Here is a 22,050-nt window from a genome sequence, read left to right on the forward strand (position 1 = left end):
AAAGGCCACGTTAAACGTGGCCTTGGTTTACTAAATTTGTAGAGATATTTTACGCTTCTAGTGCTTTTGCAATTAAGCGATCAATATATTTTTTATGCGCTTTAGTTGCTGTATCTGCACCCCAAGCAGTGCTGGTATCGGCTATTTGAGTTAGCTGATATAACGCAGCTGTTTTAGCTAAGTTATCGTACTTACTTGCTTTGCCAAGACCTGCAATTGCGATTAGCTGATTAACATACTCAATTTGTAAGTTGTGACTAATAGAATTTGCATCTTTGCTTTTCACAAAAATATTAGCGGTTAAATCTTGCATAAACTGAGTTAGGCTATATTCATTGCCGTACAAAGCAGTATCAGAAATACGCAGTAATACGGCTGGGTGTAATAGCTGCGCAAGTACAGACTTTTGCATACCTAAAATCATTTTGTGTGCTTTAGGGTCTTCATTTTTACCAAAGTGATTAAAGCCACGACGTTGCAGTTGCAAGTAGCTATATAGAGGTTGCATGTTTTGTAGTACGTCTGGTGCAAATACAAACTTGGCTAATATATCCATCGCTTGTGTTTGACGTTCAAGAGATACCGGTGTAAATGGTTTATCTGCGTTTGCATCACCCACTACAGCACGCTCAACGTACACACCACCAATTTGGCGAGAAACAACACCCGCTTGAGCTCTGTATTGACCAAATAAGCTATTAGCAGAGGTAACAAGCTGTTGGTAAGACTCACCTTTAACCGTTGCTTTATCTTTTAGCTCAGTAAATAATTTATTAATTAACGCCATACGATCTGCGCCATAGGCCGCAGGATTTGACGACAAATCACCAATCATTACACGTGGATCGATATGGCGACCTGGTGCGCGCATATCGTCTGCATCGTTACCAAAGGCAAGGGCATGTTCACTTGAACGAGCAAGTATTTTTTCAAGTCTAGCTTGCTCAGCAGCTTCATCTGCAAGTGCTACGCTGTAGCCATAGTTAATAGCCCAATCATCATAAGGGCCTGGTTTTGTTTGAAAAATATCACCTTGCTGCATACCAATTGGGGCAATGTTAGCGGGTGCATAATCCATAACAGAGCCGGTTACTATGCCTTGGGTTTTGTTTTTGTCGTGTACTTCTTTTTCATCCCACAAAATTGATGATTTCATATTGTGGTTAAGACCTAAAGTATGGCCAACTTCGTGAAGTACCAATTGCGTTAGACCTTGGCGAAGCATTTCTTTATCTTCAATTTTGTCGCCGCTAGCAAGACCTTTGGCAAGCATTAGATTTTGTTGAATCTCATGCCCTAGTGAGCAATTTAGCTCACCGGTATTTGTTGCTTCACCGTGGCTCATTGTTCCTTGAGTGAAAAGTGTGTCGTAAATCCAACGGTTTTTCATAAATACAAACTCAAGCATAATGTCTGAGCCCAGTATTTCGCCTGTTAATGGGTTAGCAAGTGCTGGTCCGTATCCGCCAAATGGAGGCTTAGGTGACGAAGTCCAACGCAGTACGTTGTAATTAATATCGCCCGCATCCCAGTCTGCATCATCTGGTTGTACTTTTACCTCTAAGGCATTTTTAAAACCGGCTTTTTCAAAAGAAGTATTCCACGTTAAAACAGCGTCACGAATAGTATCGCGCCATTGGATAGGTGTGGTGTTTTCTATCCACCAAGTAATTGGTTTTACTGGCTCTGAAAGTGCTGCACTAGGGTCTTTCTTTTGTAGATCCCAACGCTTTATAACATCTTCATAAGGTGCCCAATCGGCAGATGTCATTTGATCAAATTGATTTGTAAAATAACCAATGCGCGCATCATCCATACGTGGTGCGTAGTTATTGCTAGGTAGAGCGACAAACGAGTGCTGAACTTTTACCGATACGCTACGTGGGTCGCTTACTGCATTTGAGCCACGTACCGTTGGGCTTGGGTTAGTAAATACGTAATCAACAACCACGTCTAGATTATTAGGGTATGGACGCTGTTTAATAATGCGTGATTTTTTATCGTCTAATTTGCCTACTTTAAAGCGCTTTTTGGCGTTTTTATCAGCTGGATTTGGCGTAGGTGATACTTTATGAAGTGCTTCGCTTAAAAATAACTTATTTACGTTAAATGCTATTTTACCGTCTTCTTCTTTTTCTATTTTAATGCTCGCAAGTACCGCTTCACTAATATTGGCATCACTCGCTTTTGAAATTGCACTGTTTTCGTCAAATTTGTAGCGAGGTGTTTTGCTAATGATATCGATACGATCAAAGTATTTTCTAAATTCAATTAACTTAGTTTCACGGTACGAACCACGATAATGGCCTGCATCTGTAACGCCATCGACAGTGTGCGCAAAATATACAAACGGCGTATTAAGTTGGGACTCGTTAATCACCATAAGGTGCTTACCGGTTTTTTCGTCTTGATAAAGGCTAAATATACCGGCAAATTCGGTTTGTCCTTTGATCATTTCGCTAAGTGTTTTTGGCTCTTTTTCGTCTTTTTTATCGGCTGCAAATGCATGGCTGCCAAACGCTAAGCTAAGCGCAAGGGTGATGGTCGTTAATTTCATTTTGAGACTTTTAATATTTGTTAATTTAATTGGACTGTACGTAAATTAATTTAATTTCGCACATCTTCGCGACGAAATTTAAGTGTACAACGCTAATTAACTGATATTAATAAACAAAAGTTTGTAACAAAATATAACGAATGAGGTGAGCTGCATGCAAAGTTATTTTTATAGCCCTAAATAGCAGTGGTTTATATGTATTTGCAACAGTTGCTTACAAATGTCACCTTAATGTTTCATATGGCTCTGGTATTATGACGTTAATAGAATTTTGGGGATAATAGGATATGCAAACAAATTCACTTAGATGGGTTTTTCCATTTGTAGCGCTAATTGTTGGTGTTGTTGGCTTTATGGGAATAAATGCCATTGCACAAGAGCCAGAAAAAAAAGAAGTAATTGATACTCGTCCAACAGTGCAAGTTGAGCCAGTGGCTGCAAACGATCATCAAGTTATTATTAATAGCTACGGTGAAGTAAAGCCTCTTGAAAGTACACAGCTTTCGGCGCAGGTGTCGGGTGAAGTGTTAAGTTGGCATCCTAATTTTGTAGCCGGTGGCATCGTTGCTCGCGGTGAAACGTTATTCACTATCGAAAAAGACAACTACGAAGCAGCAGTACTTGTTGCAGAGGCAGAAATTGCTCGTGCACAAGCAGGCTTGATTGAAGAGCAGGCGCAAGCTCAAGTAGCCGCAGATGAAGCAAAGCGTTTTCCAAGTAAAGCGCGTACCGACTTATTTTTACGTAAGCCTCAAGTGCTAAGTGCGCAGGCATCTGTAAAGTCGGCGCAAGCTGCATTAAAACGTGCACAACGTGACTTAGATAATTGTGAAGTAACAGCCCCTTACGATGCATTGGTTATTAGCCGAAATGTAGGTGTTGGTCAATTTGTCACTATGGGTTCGCAAGTTGCTGAACTCAATAATATTGAAACTGCTGAAGTGATTATTCCTATAGCAGGGTTCGATAGCGTTTTTTTACCAGAGCGTATTAAAGGTATTACCGCAACGATTATTCAAAAAGGCCTAAACAGCTTTACCCGAGAAGGTGTAATTGACCGCGACCTAGGGATTGTTGATAACGCTACGCGTATGAGCAGTCTAGTCGTGCGTATAGAAGACCCATACGGTCTTAAAAACATACAACCAGCCATTAAGTTTGGCAGCTACGTACAGGTAAATTTTGCAGGTGCAATGCTTAATAATATTTACCGTTTACCGCAAGCTTTGGTTAACAATCAGACTGTGTGGGTAGTAAACGAAAATCAAGAACTAGAGCCTCGCAAAGTAACGGTTATTCGAGAAGAGGGTGAGTATTTTTATATTAGCAGTGGTTTAAATGCCGATGACAAACTCGTTATTACTTTACCTGAATACCCGCAAAAAGGAATGCAGGTTAAAATTGCAGGTGTAGCTGCAAAACCTGAAAGCTCAGAAACGAGCACTTCAAACACGCAACAGCTGTAGGGTGTAATAGTTATGAGCGAGTCAATACAACAAAAACAAACAGGGCTAATTGCCTACTTTGCTAATAATTCAGTAGCCGCTAATTTAATGATGTTTTTTATCATTATTATGGGGGCTATAAGTTACTTTACGATTCAGCGTCAAATGTTTCCTAATGTAGAGATTAACTACATTAATATTGAGGCTAATTACCCAGGTGCCTCTCCTCAGGAAATAGAAGAAAGTATTCTTATAAAAGTTGAAGAGTCACTTAAAGATATAACCGAAATTAAAAAAGGCGTGTATCGCGCATTTAGAAATGGCGGTACAGCAAGCCTGGAAATAAACACCGATGCAAAACTTACCGATGTGCTTGATAAAGTAAAGTTGCGTGTTGATGGTATTGCGACTTTTCCGGCAGGTATGGAACCGGTCACCATAAGTCAGGTTGAGTTTAGGCAAGACGTAATAGGTATGACGCTCGTTGCTGATTTACCACTTACAGAGCTTAAGCCGATAGCAAACCAAATAGAGGATGAGTTACTACAGTTATCTAACGTGTCGTTAGTGGTAAACGATGTTCCTCTTGATGAAATAGCAATTGAAATAGAGCCCGATACGCTGCGCCAATATAATCTAACCCTTAGTGATGTGATGAATGCGGTACGCCGTTACTCAGCTAACTTTTCGGCGGGGCAGCTAAAAACCGACGCAGGTGTTATTTCTGTTCGCGTCGAGAATCAGTTTTACTCAGGTGAAGAGTTTAGACAAATTCCGGTAAAAATTGGCGAGTATGGCGCTAAAGTTTTACTGCAAGATATTGCAGTTATTAAAGATCAATTTACCGAAGGTGAGCGCTACTTTAAGTTTAATGGCGAAAACGCGGTGTATTTATCGGTAAAAGCAACGCAAGAGCAAAACATGATTCCCGTTGCGGATTCGGTTAAAGCGTTTATTGATCAAAAAAATAAGCAGCTACCGCCAGGTATTCGATTAGAGCCATTAATGGATATGACCTATTACCTAAATGCTCGCCTTGATATGATGAAAGCTAACCTGTTTCAAGGTGCCATTTTGGTGGCAATTATGTTGTCGTTATTCTTGCGTTTTAAACTAGCGCTTTGGGTAATGATTGGCTTACCTGTTTGTTTTTTAGGAGCCATGATGATGATGCCACTATTTGGCATTAGCATTAACATTATTTCGTTATTCGCTTTTATAATGGTGCTCGGCATAGTGGTGGATGATGCCATAGTGATAGGGGAAGCTGCCTACACCGAAGTTGAAAAAAGCGGCGGTGGTGTAGAAAATGTTGTGCGTGGCGCTAACCGAGTCGCGACCCCAGCAACCTTTGGTGTGTTAACAACAATTGCTGTATTTGCACCATTCACAATGTCGAGCGGGCCAGAAAGTGCCTTCTTTTATGGTATAGCCGTTGTAGTAATGCTGTGTTTAGTATTTAGTTTGATTGAATCAAAGCTGATACTGCCAGCTCACATTGCTCATACGCACTTTTCGCCGATTAAAAAAGGTGGTTGGCGCGATCGCTTCAATACACGCTTTTTTGGTTTCGTAAATGGCCCATATAAACGTTTTATTGCTAAGTGTGTTGATTGGCGCTGGACTGTTTTGTTTGCTTTTATTGCAATGTTTATAATCAGTATTGCACTTATTACGTCTAATAAAGTACGTACAGTTCCAACTCCTAAAGTGCCGCACGACTTTCCACAAATTCAAGTAGAAATGAACGACAACGTTTCTGACTTACAAACCATTGCGGCTATTCGTGAAATAGAAGCTATGGTACTTAGAGTCGATGAAGAAACTGAGCGTGAATTTGGTCAAAAAATTATTCGTGATGTATTGGTATTTAACCAAGGCAGAACCGAGTCGCAGTTACTAGCTCCATTAGTTGACGAAGATTCACGTCCATACAATGCATTTGAACTTTCGCGTCGCTGGCGTGAGGCTATGCCGACTATTGCTGGTATTAAGTCGTTAACTATTCAAGACGATGTTGGTGGCGGCGGTGGTAATGGCGGCGGCGAGTTTGGCTATTTACTGTATGGCTCAGACATAGATACTTTAAATCAAGCGGGTCGTCGTTTTATTCAATTACTTCAACAGCAAAAAGGGTTGTTTGATATTAGCTCAACCATAGATCCTGCGAGCAAAGAAGTGCAAATGAGCCTTAAACCCGTTGCTTACGATTTAGGCTTAGATTTAGCCGGCATTGCAAATCAAGTGGGTGCTAGTTTTTATGGTGGCGAAGCACAGCGTGTAATCCGAAACGGCGAAGAAGTACGCGTAATGGTACGTTACCCTAAGCTGACTCGTGAGGCATTTTCATCGCTTAAACACACCGTTGTTACTACCCCACAAGGGCGAGAAGTACTTCTTGGTGATGTAGTAGAGCTAACAGAAACGCCAGGTATTAGCTATATACGCCGTGAAGGTGGTTACCGTACCGTGTATGTTTATGGCAATATTGATGAAGAGCAAATTGAGCCAGGCGAAGTGGTTAAGCAAGTAAAAGAAAATCTACTGCCACAGCTAATAGAAGAATTCCCAAGTGTTAAATCAGAGCTTGGTGGCGCAATAGAAGAGCAGCAAGCTCAAGCTAATGAGCAAATAATGTTTTTTATTGGCGGAATGATTTTAGTATACATACTGCTAGCTGTGCCGCTTAAAAGCTATTCACAACCGCTTATTGTAATGTCGGTTATTCCGTTTAGTTTAACCGGGGCTATTTGGGGTCATTACTGGTTTGATTTAGATATGAGCTTAATGTCGGGATTTGGCTTAATTGCCGCAGCAGGTGTTGTTATAAATGATTCACTTGTAATGACAGATTATGTAAACCAAGTTCGCCGCGAAGGTGTTAGCGTTAAAAATGCAGTAATAGAAGCTGGTTGTGCCCGCTTTAGAGCAATACTATTAACGTCTATAACAACCTTTGCTGGTGTATTACCTATTATGTTTGAAACAAGCCTGCAGGCTAAGTTTGTAATACCTATGGCAGTAGCACTTGGCTTTGCTGTTATGTTTGCAACGTTAATAACGCTTATATTAGTACCGTGTTTATATATTATTTTAGGTGATATTGGTGCCGTATTTAAACGCCCATTTAAAAGCCGAGCTGTGAAAGTCTCGTAGATAAAAAACATAAAAAAAGCACTGACCGTTATTAACGCTCAGTGCTTTTTATTATCTATTTATTGTTGTTAAACTGGCTACAACAATAATTAATCTTTAAATTGCTTATGGCAATCTTTACAGCCTTTAGCCCATGCGCCAAAAGCTTTACCAATTACGGCTTTATCGCCCGATTGAGCAGCTAACGCTAGCTTATCTGCATTTGCTGCAAAAGCATTCGCTTTTTCAACAAAGGTTGCATTTTCGGCCCAAACAGCAGCAAGTGCAGCTGTGTCGCCTTTATCTGTTCCTTCGTAAAACGCTTCCCATGGCATTTTTGAAAGTGCAGCAGCGTTGTTAGCACGCATTTTAAATTGCTCTGCGTCAAAAGGTACTTTACCTTTTAGCATTGCGCCCATGTCACCAATTTGCACTGAGATCATTGAAAACGCAGCTTGGCGGTATTCAATCGCGTCACTTGGCTCTTTAAATGCAGAATTTGCCGATACGCTAAATGCACACGTTGCCAGTGCTATTGTTGCTAATACTTTTTTTAATTTCATGTTTGCCCCTGTTGAAAATTGTAATTCTTAATTCGGTATCTTGTATCTAACATCGTATTTATTCAAGTGAATACGATAGATTTAACTAAAACTTAATCGTTTATATCAATATCTGCAAATATCATCCCGCGACGCATGCTTCTAGTTGCTAAGAATACCTCACCAAGTAACGACATAAATGCACATATAAGTAATGCCATTGCTGCTACAAAACAACAGGCAATTGTAACGCCTAAGTTTATAGATTGAATATGCGATAAAAATAACAACATAACCACAGCGCATACAAGTAGTGCGCTTAATACACTTAAACTAAAAGCAATATGTATACATCGAGAACGCTTTAAAAGGGCGCGCAGCTCTGTAGCGAGTGATTTATTAAAGTCCTCGTCAGTACTTACTTTTAGTCTGCGTTCTAGCTGACGTGCCCTATCGGTAATTCGTGCTAAACGATTAGATAAAACACCTAAAGTAGCAGCAATACCCGTGATTAAGAATACAGGGGCAACGGCCGTTTGAATTACTTTAGCCATGGTTAAAATGTTAATTACTTCGTTATTCATTCATTTCTCAAGAAAAAGTTAGAGTTGTTTACATTAGTTCACAAATATGATTTTTTAACTTTATTGTTTTAAATCAATTTGCTGAGGTGGTGTTTTCTTGTTTTTTGGATTTGATGTCATGTGTTTGTAACCAAGGTGTTGCTTGGGTTGTACCAAAAGTTTTATATTCAGTACAACAATATAATCATTTTGATTAATACAAATACAATAATACATAACCTATCCAAGGGGAACTCATGGCTAAAAATATAATAAAAAAAACTGCTATAGCTACGGCAGTCTCAAGTGCATTTCTTGCTACTTTTGTTAATGCGGCAACTTTACCTAATGCAACGATTGCACCTCAAGCTGCAGAGCAGCTGAAAGAATTAGCATCTGAGCAAAAACAGCCTTCAGCACATATGATTGTTTTACGTGCAGCAACTTCTGTTGATGCTGTGGCTTCTGGCACTTATGAAGCGTCAAGCAGTCGTGAAATGATTGCTAACGTTGAGCTGCTTCAAAACACGATGGCCAACGAGCTTAGTAGCTTAGACTTTGATGCAAAAATAATTGGTAAAACAAAAATATTAGCACCAACATTAATTGTGCAGGCGACACCAGAAGCCTTAGCTAAAATAGCTAAAGATTCACGAGTGGCTAAAGTATTACCGATGTTTGACTACGAATTACATGTAGCTGCAACGTCTGAATATATTAATGCTAAGCCTTTAATTGTTGATGGTATTGTAACTGGTAAAGGTCAGCGTGTGGCTGTTCTAGATACTGGTATTGACTATACCCACAAAGCATTTGGTGGTGAGGGTACTGTAGAAGCATACGAGGCTGCTCAAGCTGATCCTACAACGGTTGATTGGCCACAAGGTATTGTACAAGGCGGTTACGATTTTATTCGTGACGATGCTGATCCAATTGAAAATGATGCTGCAAATTCTCCTTCTACAGGTGATGCAACGAATCATGGTACGTCTTCTTCAAACTCAGTAAATGGTATTGCACCAGATGTTGAATTATATGTTTACTCTGTTTGTGGTGGTGGCTGTCCAAGTGCCGCTCAAGCTGCGGCATTAGAAGCTGCAATGGATCCAAATGGCGATGGTGATATTTCAGACCGCGTAGATGTTATGAACATGTCATTAGGTGGCGAGTTTGGCGATACATATACAGGTGGTGGTGCGCAATACCTAATTCAACGTGCTGTTGATTTAGGTGTGAATATGGTTATTTCAGCTGGTAATGATGGTGATCATCCATTCCGTATTGGTGGCCCAAGCACGACACCAAATGCGTTATCAGTAGGCGCAATGACTCATCCTACAACTGAAGTTGGTACTGCTACAGGTACTATTGCTGGTATCGAAGGTAATATTCAAGCATCAGGCTTTGGTCCGCAAACTGACTTTGTAATTACAGGTGCAGATATTGATTTAGTGTACCCTGACACAAACCAAGATGGTTGTGTTGATTTTGCTGATGATGTTGATTTTACTGGTAAAGCGGTTTTAATTGACCGTGGTGCATGTGCATTTACAGTTAAAGTACTTAGTGCACAGAAGAAAGGTGCTGAATTTGTACTGATTGCAAATAACACAGATGATGGCACTCCTGCACCAATGGGTGGCAGTGATGACAATGTAACTATTAAAAGTGTAGGTATTAATTTTGCTGCAGGTGCTGCTTTAAAAGCTCAATTAGCTGCAGGCGATACGGCAACATTTGATATTGATGTAAAAATTAAAACTACAGCAGGTGCAGTAGCTACGTTCTCTTCTCGTGGCCCTTCGATGGATGGTTTATTAAAACCAGAAATTACTGCCCCTGGTACTAGTATATTAGTTGCAGCAGCAGGCACGCAAGATCAGCTAGCTCCTGTATCTGGAACATCTTTTTCAGGCCCTATTACAGCCGGTGCTGTTGCAATGGTACGTGAAGCTCACCCTGAACGTAATGCATTTGAGATTAAAGCTACAATAATGAATGCAGCTGACTTAAATGTAACAAATGAGCCTTTAGCAAGCAGTCCTGACTCAGAACTGGCTCCAATTAGTATGATTGGTTCAGGCTTGGTTGATGTAACTAAAGCAGTCAACTTACCAGTTGCTGCATGGGTTAATAATACACAGTTTAATACTAAACAAGCGGCTCTTTCATTCGGCCTTGTGTCAATGGCTGGAACAGAGTCTCTAACTAAAACAGTGACTGTTAAGAACTTCTCATCAGATGCTAAAACGTATGCGCTGCGTACTGAAGCTCGCTACCAAAATGATGACGATACAGCTGCAATTAGCTGGGATTTCCCTGAGTCGGTAACAATCCCTGCAGGTCAGTCAATTAACTTTGATGTGACGCTAACTGTTGATCCAACAAAACTACCAGCGTGGGAATTAGAAAACCCATTTAGTGCAGACGACATTGCTGCAAGAAGCGCTGCTCTTACTTCAGTAGAGTTTGATGGTGCATTGGTATTTAATGACGCAAGCACTGATACAGACCACGATTTACACGTTGTATATCATGCAATGCCAAAAGCTGCGACAGAATTAAGCGTTTCGTCTCAAATCATTGATAACGAAATGGCACTTATTGTTGAAAATAGCGGCCAAACAGATATTACTCCTTTTGCAGAAAGCATTGTTGCAACAGGCACAGAGAAAACACGAGAAGAAGCTGAGTTTAATATTTTAGCGACTACTTTCTCTGCATTTGCAGATAGCTCTTGTGACTCTGGTATTTTTGTAACGTCATCAATTCAATTACGTGACCCGTTAACGCATGTATTCCAAGCAGGCTACAGATTAGAAGTTGATACTGATAATGACGGTGTTTATGATCAAGTTATGCAAAACTATAACGACCGCGGTCGTGAAACAGCATTCCCTGGCCGTAGCCGTACAGTAATTGGTGAAACTGATGGCGCTGGTAACGATTCGTTAGCATGGGTTACTCCGCTTTATCACTCAGCCGGTGAAGATACTATTACCTTCTCAACTTGTAGTGAGCTACTAAACGTTGATGGTTCATTGCTTGGTGAGAATATGAACTTTAAAGCATCTGTGGGTTACCCTTCATATGTTACCGGTGTATTCACTCAGACCGATAGTATTGAAGGCTCAACTACATTTGGAGCATCTCCAAGTGTAACGCTTACTTCTATGGAAACTGGCGAAGCAGTTACTTCACTTAAACCGGGTGAAAAAGCAATTGTTGAAGCAAGCGGTCCATTTGCATTATCACAAACATCTGGTTTGGATATTGTTAAAGTGATGAGTAGTACTGAGTTAGAGCTTCCTGCAATCGACGCCCCAATGCTAGTTGGTGGTGAGTTTAGTGTTTCAGAAGATGCTGCTAACGGAACGGTTGTTGGTGCACTAACTATCACTGAGTCTGAGCAAGACTTAGATGTGTCAGAATACTACGTTCAATCAAGTACTCACCAAGGTTTTGGTATTGATGCGGATGGACAAGTGGTTGTAACTAATACTGAATTGTTAACTGGTGATTCATCAGCTGAACTTCAAGTTGTTGCAATTGATGTACGCGGTAATGTATCTGCTCCTGCTGTAGTTACTGTAAGTATTACTAAAGTTGTACCACCAGTAGTAGAGACTGTAGCACCAGAAAGCAAAAAGAGCTCATCTGGCTCACTTGCATGGTTAACATTACTAGTAGCGCCATTTGCATTTATACGTCGTCGTAAACAAAAGTAATTTTATAACTTAATAGTTATACAAAGGGAGCTACGGCTCCCTTTTTACATTGCTTCACAAACTAAACAACTACAAACTCTAATTTATAGGTATATTTAATTACTTAATAAAGAATAAAAATACAACAAGGACTTTGACTGATGAAACGTACTCCATTCGCACTCGCAGCACTATCACTCGCTATTTTAAGTGGCTGTAATCAAGCCCCTGAAGAAACCAAAAAAAGTAATACACAAGTTAAAACGGTTCAAGTAGTCCAAGCTGTTGCCCCGGTTGCTAAAAAAGTGCCACATGAAATGACTATTCATGGTGACACACGTATAGATGATTACTATTGGCTGCGTGATGATGAACGTAAAGCACCAGAGGTAATTAACTACTTAGAAGCTGAAAACACGTATACTGATGCAATGCTCGCACATACTAAAACACTGCAAAGCGAGTTGTTTGAAGAGTTAAAAGGGCGTATTCAAAAAGACGATGATTCGGTCCCAGTTAAAAACGGTGATTATTTTTACTCAACACAAACACGTGGCGATAACGAGTACACTACTTACTTACGCAGCAGCGATTTTGCAGGTACCGATCAGCAAGTTATTTTAGATGTAAATGAGCTTGCTAAAGGTCATGATTATTATGCAGTAAGTGGTTTAGATGTAAGCCCTAATGGCAATTTAATGGCTTATGGCGAAGATACTGTTAGCCGTCGTATTTATAGCGTAAAAATAAAAGATTTAACTACCGGTAAATTACTCGAAGACACACTTGAAGGCACCAACGGTGGCATTGTGTGGGCAAACGATAATAAAACGGTTTACTACATTAAAAAAGATTTACAAACTCTACTAGGTTACCAAGTGTATCGTCATACATTAGGTACATCGCAAGCTGATGATGAGCTAATTTACGAAGAAACTGATACCAGTTACTACATGGGTATGAGTAAAAGCAAAGACGAATCGGAAATTTATATTTGGCACAGTAGCACGGCTGCATCAGGCGTATCTGTATTAAGTGCTGATGATACCAAAGCAATGCCTAAACGCTTAATTGAGCGCGAAGCAGGGCTTGAATATGATATTTCGAAGCTAGGGAATACTTACTACATTGTCACTAATTTAAATGCTGTAAATTTTCAGCTGATGAAAGTTGATATTGATAAAGCAGGCGACAAGGCTAATTGGCAAAGTGTGATCCCAGCGCGCGATGATATTAAACTCGAAGGCATTGATTTATTTAATGACTACTTAGTTTACCAAGAACGTGAAATGGGCCAATCAAAGTTGATTGCGCGTAATTTAAAAACAGGCAAAGAGTTACCACTGAGCTTTAACGATAGCGCTTATACAATTGGTACTTATGGCAATAACGATATAGATAGCAGCACGTTACGTGTTTACTACACAAGCATGACCACTCCAAGCTCATCGTACGATGTAGATTTAGCGACTGGCGATAAAACGCTTCTTAAGCAACAGGTTGTGTTAGGTGATTTTGATGCTGACAATTACGCTTCAGAGCGTATTTTTGTAACAGCACGCGATGGCATAAAAGTACCGGTAAGTTTAGTTTACCGTAAAGATGCGTTTAAAAAAGATGGCACTAACCCGCTACTGCAATATGGTTACGGTTCTTATGGCGCAACCATGGATCCAACGTTCTCAAGCTCACGCTTGAGCTTGTTAGACCGTGGTTTTGTATTTGCAATTGCCCATGTACGTGGCTCGCAAATGCTAGGTCGTCCTTGGTACGAAGACGGTAAGCTACTCACTAAAAAGAATACATTTAACGACTTTGTTGACGTAACTAAAGCACTGGTTTCTCAAAAGTATGGTGCAAAAGATGAAATATTTGCGTTAGGTGGCAGTGCTGGTGGCTTATTAATGGGCGCAGTAGCAAACCAAGCGCCTGAGCTTTATAAAGGCATGGTTGCTGCGGTACCGTTTGTAGATGTAGTAACAACGATGCTTGATGCGAGCATTCCGCTTACAACAAATGAATACGGCGAGTGGGGTAATCCGAACGAAAAAGCGTATTACGATTACATGCTGTCTTACTCGCCATACGACCAAGTATCTAAGCAAGCATATCCTAATATGTTGGTAACGACTGGCTTGCACGATTCACAAGTTCAATACTTTGAACCTGCAAAATGGGTTGCTAAGCTGCGTGACTATAAAACTGATGACAATAAGTTACTGTTTAAAATAGATATGGAAGCAGGGCACGGCGGCGCATCGGGTCGCTTTAAGCGCTTAGAAGATACCGCGCTAAACTATGCATTTATGCTTGATTTAGCGGGTATTAAAAAGTAATTAATTTATATATTTAAAATAAACAAAAATGTAAGGTGCTTTTTAAGAAAGCACCTTTTTTTGTGGCAAGTTAAAGCTAAACATAGTGCCTTTACCAATTTCACTTTGTACGTAAATTTCGCTATCCATCAGTTTTAATAACCCTCTGCAAATAGCCAATCCTAAACCACCTTGCTGGCGCCCTTCTTTATTAGAATTACTTGCTTGGTAGTGCGGATCAAAAATAGCATTCAGCTCATCTTCTTTTATGCCTACGCCCGTGTCTGATACATGCACAAATAGTTGATTATCGTCACTGCGTTTTACATGTACTGCAATGCTGCCGCCGCGAGGGGTATGCCTAATTGCATTATCAATTAAGTTACTTAACACGCGCTCTAATTTAGCTATATCGGCAACCACAGGAAAATCACAAATCGCAGGTTCTACCGACAAACTAATGCCTTTTTTATCAACGGCTAAACTAAATTTTGCCATGCAATCGTAAATAAGCTCACCTAAATTAAAGGTTTCTTTATTTATACTTATTTCGCCATTTTCTAAGTGAGCAAGCTCAAATATTTGCTCTATGAGTAGCTTTAATTGCCCACAATTATTAAGCGATACCTGCAAGTATTCTTGCTGCTCTTTTTTACTTAGCTGCTCGCCTGACTGATTTAATACTTCTAAAAACCCCTGCAGTGAAGCAAGTGGTGTACGTAGGTCGTGCGATAAGTGAGTTAGTAACTCTTTGCGTTGTTTATCGCCTTGTTCAAGCGCTTTAAACTGCTCATTAATACGCGTTAGCATGGCTTGAATACTTCGCCCTAAACTATGCACTTCGTTACTTTTTTGCGTTGAATAGTTACTTAGCTTGGTGTCGGTAAGGCTGTAGTTAGCGGCTTCAATATTACTAACATCGCGTGCTAAGCGCTGAATTGGGTTGGTAAAAAAACGTAGTAAAATTAGCATCGCAATAAATAAAAATGCGAGTGCAGAGCCAAGCCATAAAGCAGCTAGCCATAACTTATCATTATTTTTTACAGTGCTTAGTGAGGTATCGTAAGCCTCACCACCAATAATTACATATAAATAACCTTGTAGCTTATCTTGATTAAATACTGGCGCGGCTGAAAATATTTTTTGTTGCTCTTTATTACGAGGATTATCACCATAAATAGGTGCAGCGCTTGGGTCGTTAATCAGCCTTTTTAAAGGCGTTAAACTAATATGCGTGCGTTTAACTTTACCCGGCTTTGCTGAGTAAGTAAGAATTTTTCCGGTTTCGTCTACAAAATAAAATTCAAACGCAGGACCTAATAACATTAAGGTATGAAAGAGGTTTTCAAGCGCTTTATAGTCGTAAACACCTTCTTTTATTAGTGGGTTATCTTGTACTAAATGTTCCGCTAACGCTAAGTGCAGATTTTGTTCGGCGTGGTGTTTTGAGGTGAGTTCCAGTTGCTTGCTCCAGCCGTAAACTAGGGCGCAAATAAAACAAAAAATCACGACTAGCGATATAGCTAATTTTTGATACAAAGATAATTTCATAATAGGTGTCTTAATTGAGTTGGCTAGGGTTTAGTTTGTAACCAACACCCCAAACTGTTTCGATGATAGGCGCTTGTTGGTGTTCTTCTAGCTTGGCACGTAAGCGGTTTATATGTGAATTAACCGTGTGCTCGTAACCACTGTGTTGGTAACCCCATACTTTATCGAGTAACTGCTGGCGGCTAAAAACATGATTAGGATGGCGTGCAAAGTAAACGAGTAAATCAAATTCGGTGGCGGTAAGGTTAAGGGCTTGCTTGCCTAAATACACTTGGTGCGAACTAAATTCTATATTGAGTGAGCCTACATTTAGTGTTTGTTCGCTATCAACGGGGGAGTTGTCGTTATTTTGGCTAGCGAGTAGTTGTGCTCTGTGGCGTAATTGGGTTTTTACTCTGGCTTGTAATTCGCGTGCAAAAAAGGGTTTACAAATATAATCATCGGCGCCCATTTCAAGGCCAATAACTCTGTCCATATCGCTACTAAGCGCGGTGAGTAAAATTACGGAGGTAGTTGGGTAATGCTCTTTTATTTTTCGGCATAAGCTCAAACCATCCATTTGGGGTAAGTTTATATCGAGTAAAATAAGTCCGTAGGGATGCTTAGCTATTTTTTTTAAGGCAAGTTCTGCGCTTACAACATGATCAACATGTAAGTTAAGCGACGTTAGCTGCGTGGTAATTAACTTACCTATTTCTCTGTCATCTTCTACTACTAATATTTTTTCGTGACGCATGTATTACCTCGTAAAAAGGGGGGCATCCGTGCTCCCTTACTTCCCCATTACAAGCTGGAACGTTACTGCGTGCGCGTAATTACTATTTTCGATACTGGGTTATCAAACTTATGTTCAACACCAAGTGCTGATGTAGATAATCCATCTTGATTTGAAACAATGCCTGGATGCATCGTTATTATATCGGCTGTATCGTCACGTATTTCGTTAAACCCTTCACCGCTAGCGGCAGGACCTGGCACAGTTTCAGCTGTTTCTGTATTTGCTTCCGTACCCGCATCATAAGCAGTCGTAGTGCGTGATAACGAACCGCCAACTTCTAATGTTGATACATCTAAAGAACTAAGACCGGTAAAAGCATCATTTGTATTCCCAAGCATGGCAGCAAATGACAAATTAAGCGTTTCTTGTTCTTCAACAGTAATTATTACTGTGGTGGTTTCACCAGGGCCAATAGCGCCTTCAGCTGAAACTGCAGCAAGTGCACTTTCATAGCTGAGGTATTCTTCATTTGCACCGCTTTCTGCAAGCATTTCTAAACCAACAGAAGCTGTGGTACCGAATGACCAAGGTGTTTCATCTTCAAAAGCAATGACAGAGAGTGGTGACAAAGGCTGTCCTGCAGTTAAGTTACTAAAAGTAATAGTAAACTCACTGATCACAGGTTCTACAACAATTGGCTCAACAACGACCGGCTCTTCAACAACTGGGTCGTTATCATTATCGCTACACGCTGCAAGTGTGGTTGCAAGTGCAAGCACTAGTAGACTTTTTTTAAGGTTGTTAGCAGATGACATAATCATGCTCCTACTTAACTGTAACGGTTAATTGCGCTACTGGGTTTAACCATCTGTGTACTGTATTACTTAAATCGCTATTACCCGCTTCTAAATCGTCATCACCTAAGCTACCTGGGTGAATATGGATGCTTGTATTTGTATCACCACTTAATATACCAGTACCGCCAGTGCCAGCGTCGCCACCTGGAGCCGCAGGAATACCTGGGGTACCTGGTGCACCAGAGCCTTCAACTACAAGCTCATTGTTCTGTTCTGTGCCTGCATCGTAAGCATTTAAATTAATTGTGTAAGTACCCGCTTCTGTTGGGATTTTCCAGCTGTTTAAGCCTACAAAGCCATCATTAGTTGGTAGCATCATTGCAGTTAATGATAGGTACTCGTTACCGTCGATAGTGGTAAGTGTTGCCGTTGTAGATGCGGCTGGTGCAAGTAAACCTTCAGCTGGATTTGCAGCCATATCACTGCCCGCTGCAGTTGCTTGTGCAACTAGCTCTGCAATATTACCGCCTTCAGCCATTGTTTGTAATGCTGTAGATGCTTGCGTTGCTACTTCAAATAGTGTGTCTTCGCTGTTGTGTGCTGTAATTAACAGTGGAGTAAAGTGAATACCCTTGGTTAGGTTAGTAACTTTTAGGTCTAATTCTGCGGCCATAGTCGATTGGCTAGCTGCCGCTAAAAGAATTGCAATTGTTAATGTAGAAGTTTTCATTATTATTCCTGTAAGTGATGATTCGAGTTAAGTATTGAATAATCGTCTCCAGAAACTCTCACAAACTTATCACTTTTTTATCACAAGATTTTACGCTGTGATTTTTAAATACAAATACGTTGGTTGATTTGTAGACATTTGTTTAGTTAAGAGGCAACATACATAAAACAAAAAGGAGAGTGTTATGGAAGAAAATCAACAGGTTGAACCAGTTAATAAAGATGACCGTATGTGGGCTATGTTATGCCATTTGAGTGCGCTTGCCGGATTTATTGTGCCGTTTGGCTTAATAATTGGGCCATTAATTGTGTGGTTAATTAAAAGAGATGAGATGCCAGTTGTTGACGTGCACGGTAAAAAGGCGCTTAACTTTCAAATAACGATGGCAATTGCATATGTAGTTTGTTTTTTACTGATGTTTGTAGCAGTAGGCTTAATATTACTACCTATAGTGGCAATTTTTGGGTTTGTAATGGTTGTAATGGCAAGTATTAAAGCTAACGAAGGTAAAGAGTTTAATTACCCGTTTAGTTTAAATTTGATAAAATAAAACCTCAGTTATTTTTATACCAATTGCATTAAATTAGTGATCTATTATAGCGATAAGAAAATAGCTCAATAACAAGGCTAAAATTATGATACATAGTTGTTCTATATAAATAATTTTTAACGTCGTTAGTGAGTTATTTAATACGCTAGAATGATCATGTTTTTAATAAAATTGGTATTATAAACCCAGCTATAGGCTGGGTTTTTACGTTTAGCCATAAGGGCATTATGCTTTATCTCACGTTATTTATTAGCGCATTTATATCTGCCACATTACTGCCTAGCTCTTCTGAGGTGATAATGGTGGGGATGATTGCCCAAGGTAAAGTTAATTTATGGCTTATGTGGTGCGTATCAACACTTGGAAATGTATTGGGAAGCTGCGTTAATTACTGGTTAGGTACACAAGTACTGCGTTTTAAAGATAAAAAATGGTTTCCGGTATCGCAAAAAGGGCTTGATAACGCACAAAAGCAATTTAATAAATACGGTGTGTATAGTTTGTTGTTTGCTTGGCTGCCAGTAGTAGGCGATCCGCTAACTGTAATTGGGGGGATATTTAAAGTACGCTTTAGTCTGTTTTTATTACTAGTAACACTAGGCAAAGGCGCGCGCTATTTAGCGGTTATCGCCCTTGCCGTAGGATTCGAAAAGCTTTTTTAAATAAGTTTTTTAAGGCCTTATTTAGCCCAATCAAGCGTTAACGACACTGAGTCGGCAAAACGCAGTGCATGCGGTTTATCAACACGTGCTTTAGCGTAATGAACACTTGGGTGTGCGTGACAAACCGCAAGAATTTCAGCCACTAATTTTTCGAGCAGTAAAAAGTGGCCTTGCTCTACTAAGCTAATTACTTCTTTGGTGATCACTTTATAATTAAGTGCTTGGTCAACTTCATCCGTTTTACACGCGTCATCAGCAGGGTAGTGAATCTCTAGGTTGATCACTACATCTTGCTTTTTTTCACGCTCATCGGGGTTAAAGCCAATAAACGTACGCAGGCGCAAATTAGTAACGTTAATAATTGCATTAGCCATAGGGTTAACCTTTTATAAGCTGCAAAAATTCGTTGCGTGTTTTAGGGTCGCTTCTAAAGTTACCTAACATTACTGATGTACGCATGCTTGAATTTTGCTTTTCTACACCACGCATCATCATACACATGTGTTTTGCTTCAACAATAACGCCCACACCTTTAGCGCCAGTAACTTCTTCAACTGCTTTAGCGATTTGATGCGTTAGCTGTTCTTGAATTTGAAAACGGCGTGAAAACATATCAACAATACGTGCAAATTTAGACAAGCCTAATACTTTACCGTTTGGAATATAAGCAATATGGCAACGGCCAATAAAAGGTAGTAAATGATGCTCACACATAGAGTAAAGCTCTATGTCTTGCACTAACACCATGTCGTCAGCGTCAGATGTAAATACCGCTTTATTAGTTATTTCATCAAGCGTTTGACGATATCCTTGCGTTAAATATTCCATTGCTTTTGCAGCACGTTTTGGCGTATCAAGTAAGCCTTCGCGGTTAGCATCTTCGCCTACTGCGGTGATGATTTTTTCGTAACTTTCTTTTAATTCATTGTGCATAAATATCTCAGTTTATTTATATTTACTTTAAATGACGGCCGCCATCAACAGGCAAAGAGCGCCCTGTGATGTAGTGGCTTTGTAATAGTAAATCAATGCTATTGATAATTTCTTGGCATCCGGGTTCAATGCCCATTAATGATTTTTTAAGGGTCTTAGCTCGATATTGCTCATCGTCATGTTCATTAAAAATAATGAGTGATGGAGCAACCGAGTTTACTTTTATGTTTGGCGCATATTTAGCGCTAAACGATTTAGTTAAGTTATCGAGAGCTGCTTTACTTGCTGCATAAGCTAAGTGTTTAGGGCTGCCTGTTTCAACTACATAATCAGTAAGGTGAATTATATCAGCAGGTACTTTTTCACTTTGCTGATAGTTTATAAGCAGCTCAGCGCACATTAAATTAATTAAATACGGTGTTTTGGCGTGTATACGCATCATATTATCGAACAGTACTGCAAAGTCAGGATTGTTAGCTTCGCAGTCCCAGCTTGATGCATTGTGAACAATAGCGCGCAGCGATGTTGTATGCTCTTTAAGCGTATTTATAAATGCACTTATACCGTCATCGGTACTAAAATCGGCATAAATACATACAGCGCCTAGTTGCTCTAATTTATCAACAGCGTTGTGGCGAGTACGATACGTAATAATAACAGCCTGCCCTTGGGCTATATAATGCTGAGCGAGCGCTAAACCAATACGTTGGCCTGCGCCGGTAATTAAGATGGGCGATGTCATATAAGGCAGTGTTCTCTTTGGCGGGTAACTTATACCAATGTTGTTAAAACAAGATCGATCTATCGCTATTTTCTTAGGGCTATAATAGATCACTAATTTAACGCAATTGGTATTATAAAATTTAAAGCGTTAATTTACTAAAATATACGCAGTTTCTTAATCTGCCGATCAAAAAAGCAATTAATCCTCAAAGGCGTTAATTGCTTTATTTTATTTACTAAAACATTAATCGTAAATTGTCGGAATTGGTTGGCGCTTATGTTGTGTACGCATGTAAATACTTACAAGCTTTTGTTCAACGTCTTTAGAAACAGATTTACCTTCTAAAAAGTCATCAATTTGCTCATAGCTCAAACCAAGTGCTTCTTCATCTGTTAAGCCTGGGCGGTCGCTTTCTAAATCAGCTGTAGGTGCTTTTTCTACTAATAAAGCTGGGGCACCGAGTGCAGTAGCAAGTGCACGCACTTGGCGTTTTGATAAACCAAATAGCGGAGCTAAATCGCACGCGCCGTCACCAAATTTAGTATAAAAACCAGTAATGTTTTCAGCACTATGATCGGTACCCACTACTAAGCCTTGGCAAAAACCTGCAATTTCGTACTGAGCAACCATACGTTGGCGTGCTTTAACATTACCTTTAATAAAATCTATCTGAGCTTGCTCAGGCAGTGCTTCACCACAGCCAACTACAGCAGCTATCGCTTGCTCATGCAGTGCATCAGCAGCAGGTTGTACGTTTACGGTCATACGTTTACTTGGCTGGATAAAATCAACCGCCATTTGCGCTTCGTCTTCATCGGCTTGTACGCCATAAGGTAAGCGCACAGCAATAAATTGGTATTTGTCAGTATCGTGTTCTTTATTTAGCTCGTTTACGGCAAGTTGACATAAGCGGCCACAAGTTGATGAGTCAACACCACCACTAATACCCAATATTAGTGATCGTGAGTGAGCTGCTACTAAACGTGCTTTAATAAAAGCAACCCGGCGAGTTATCTCAGCATTTACATCAATAGTTGGCTGAACCTTCATTTCAGCCATAATTTCGGCGCGCATTGCCAGCTCCTTATAAAATTTAATATGTGATACGCAATAAACTTATT

General features: G+C 40.0%; 17 protein-coding genes. 6 read left to right on the forward strand and 11 right to left on the reverse strand.

Annotation, left to right across the window (positions count from 1 at the left end):
* Window positions 1–49: 49 nt before the first annotated feature.
* Complete coding sequence (locus GQR38_RS14670) at window positions 50–2,557, reverse strand: zinc-dependent metalloprotease (RefSeq protein WP_165722685.1); 2,508 nt, start codon at window positions 2,555–2,557, stop codon at window positions 50–52.
* A 287-nt stretch (window positions 2,558–2,844) separates the two neighbouring features.
* Between GQR38_RS14670 and GQR38_RS14675 the strand changes: the two genes are divergently transcribed.
* Both GQR38_RS14675 and GQR38_RS14680 read left to right on the forward strand, forming a co-directional pair.
* Complete coding sequence (locus GQR38_RS14675) at window positions 2,845–4,023, forward strand: efflux RND transporter periplasmic adaptor subunit (protein WP_007580481.1); 1,179 nt, start codon at window positions 2,845–2,847, stop codon at window positions 4,021–4,023.
* Between the two features lie 12 nt (window positions 4,024–4,035).
* Window positions 4,036–7,158 carry an efflux RND transporter permease subunit gene (locus GQR38_RS14680; RefSeq protein WP_010554540.1) on the forward strand — a complete coding sequence of 1,041 codons (3,123 nt, stop codon included), beginning with the start codon at window positions 4,036–4,038 and terminating at the stop codon, window positions 7,156–7,158.
* A gap of 89 nt (window positions 7,159–7,247) precedes the next feature.
* On the opposite strand, the gene GQR38_RS14685 is transcribed toward GQR38_RS14680, so the two are convergent.
* Window positions 7,248–7,700 carry a cytochrome c gene (locus tag GQR38_RS14685; protein WP_007580483.1) on the reverse strand — a complete coding sequence of 151 codons (453 nt, stop codon included), beginning with the start codon at window positions 7,698–7,700 and terminating at the stop codon, window positions 7,248–7,250.
* Window positions 7,701–7,792: 92 nt separating this feature from the next.
* Window positions 7,793–8,263, reverse strand: coding sequence for a DUF2721 domain-containing protein (locus GQR38_RS14690; protein ID WP_007377300.1), 471 nt, complete (start codon window positions 8,261–8,263; stop codon window positions 7,793–7,795).
* A gap of 236 nt (window positions 8,264–8,499) precedes the next feature.
* On the opposite strand from GQR38_RS14690, the gene GQR38_RS14695 reads away from it, so the two are divergent.
* Window positions 8,500–11,970 carry a S8 family serine peptidase gene (locus GQR38_RS14695; RefSeq protein WP_165722686.1) on the forward strand — a complete coding sequence of 1,157 codons (3,471 nt, stop codon included), beginning with the start codon at window positions 8,500–8,502 and terminating at the stop codon, window positions 11,968–11,970.
* 140 nt (window positions 11,971–12,110) lie between these two features.
* Window positions 12,111–14,285 carry a S9 family peptidase gene (locus GQR38_RS14700; RefSeq protein ID WP_165722687.1) on the forward strand — a complete coding sequence of 725 codons (2,175 nt, stop codon included), beginning with the start codon at window positions 12,111–12,113 and terminating at the stop codon, window positions 14,283–14,285.
* 42 nt (window positions 14,286–14,327) lie between these two features.
* Here the strand turns inward: GQR38_RS14700 and GQR38_RS14705 are convergent, their stop codons facing one another.
* The 4 genes from GQR38_RS14705 to GQR38_RS14720 all read right to left on the reverse strand — a co-directional run bounded on the left by GQR38_RS14705 (window position 14,328) and on the right by GQR38_RS14720 (window position 18,060).
* Window positions 14,328–15,815 carry a HAMP domain-containing sensor histidine kinase gene (locus GQR38_RS14705; RefSeq protein WP_007580487.1) on the reverse strand — a complete coding sequence of 496 codons (1,488 nt, stop codon included), beginning with the start codon at window positions 15,813–15,815 and terminating at the stop codon, window positions 14,328–14,330.
* Between the two features lie 10 nt (window positions 15,816–15,825).
* The gene (locus GQR38_RS14710; RefSeq protein ID WP_007580488.1) at window positions 15,826–16,551 is read right to left on the reverse strand and encodes a response regulator transcription factor; all 726 of its coding nucleotides are present in this window, start codon (window positions 16,549–16,551) and stop codon (window positions 15,826–15,828) included.
* 62 nt (window positions 16,552–16,613) lie between these two features.
* Window positions 16,614–17,348, reverse strand: coding sequence for a spondin domain-containing protein (locus tag GQR38_RS14715; RefSeq protein WP_165722688.1), 735 nt, complete (start codon window positions 17,346–17,348; stop codon window positions 16,614–16,616).
* A gap of 10 nt (window positions 17,349–17,358) precedes the next feature.
* On the reverse strand, window positions 17,359–18,060 hold the full coding sequence (locus GQR38_RS14720) for a spondin domain-containing protein (protein WP_165722689.1): 702 nt from the start codon (window positions 18,058–18,060) through the stop codon (window positions 17,359–17,361).
* A 184-nt stretch (window positions 18,061–18,244) separates the two neighbouring features.
* Here GQR38_RS14720 and GQR38_RS14725 point away from each other — a divergent pair, with 184 nt between their 5' ends.
* Both GQR38_RS14725 and GQR38_RS14730 read left to right on the forward strand, forming a co-directional pair.
* Complete coding sequence (locus tag GQR38_RS14725; RefSeq protein WP_165722690.1) at window positions 18,245–18,610, forward strand: DUF4870 domain-containing protein; 366 nt, start codon at window positions 18,245–18,247, stop codon at window positions 18,608–18,610.
* Between the two features lie 227 nt (window positions 18,611–18,837).
* The gene (locus GQR38_RS14730) at window positions 18,838–19,272 is read left to right on the forward strand and encodes a YqaA family protein (protein WP_165722691.1); all 435 of its coding nucleotides are present in this window, start codon (window positions 18,838–18,840) and stop codon (window positions 19,270–19,272) included.
* A gap of 17 nt (window positions 19,273–19,289) precedes the next feature.
* On the opposite strand, the gene folX is transcribed toward GQR38_RS14730, so the two are convergent.
* From folX to nadE, 4 genes are all read right to left on the reverse strand, one after another.
* Window positions 19,290–19,646, reverse strand: coding sequence for a dihydroneopterin triphosphate 2'-epimerase (gene folX / locus GQR38_RS14735; protein ID WP_002962340.1), 357 nt, complete (start codon window positions 19,644–19,646; stop codon window positions 19,290–19,292).
* Between the two features lie 4 nt (window positions 19,647–19,650).
* Window positions 19,651–20,205: a GTP cyclohydrolase I FolE gene (folE, locus tag GQR38_RS14740; protein WP_002962341.1), complete on the reverse strand. Its 555-nt coding sequence runs from the start codon at window positions 20,203–20,205 to the stop codon at window positions 19,651–19,653.
* Between the two features lie 22 nt (window positions 20,206–20,227).
* On the reverse strand, window positions 20,228–20,947 hold the full coding sequence (gene folM / locus GQR38_RS14745) for a dihydromonapterin reductase (RefSeq protein ID WP_007580509.1): 720 nt from the start codon (window positions 20,945–20,947) through the stop codon (window positions 20,228–20,230).
* Window positions 20,948–21,172: 225 nt separating this feature from the next.
* Window positions 21,173–22,003 carry an ammonia-dependent NAD(+) synthetase gene (nadE, locus tag GQR38_RS14750; protein ID WP_165722692.1) on the reverse strand — a complete coding sequence of 277 codons (831 nt, stop codon included), beginning with the start codon at window positions 22,001–22,003 and terminating at the stop codon, window positions 21,173–21,175.
* Window positions 22,004–22,050: the final 47 nt, after the last annotated feature.

Source organism: Pseudoalteromonas sp. c7(2019) (assembly GCF_011378625.1).
Classification (GTDB): domain Bacteria; phylum Pseudomonadota; class Gammaproteobacteria; order Enterobacterales; family Alteromonadaceae; genus Pseudoalteromonas; species Pseudoalteromonas arctica.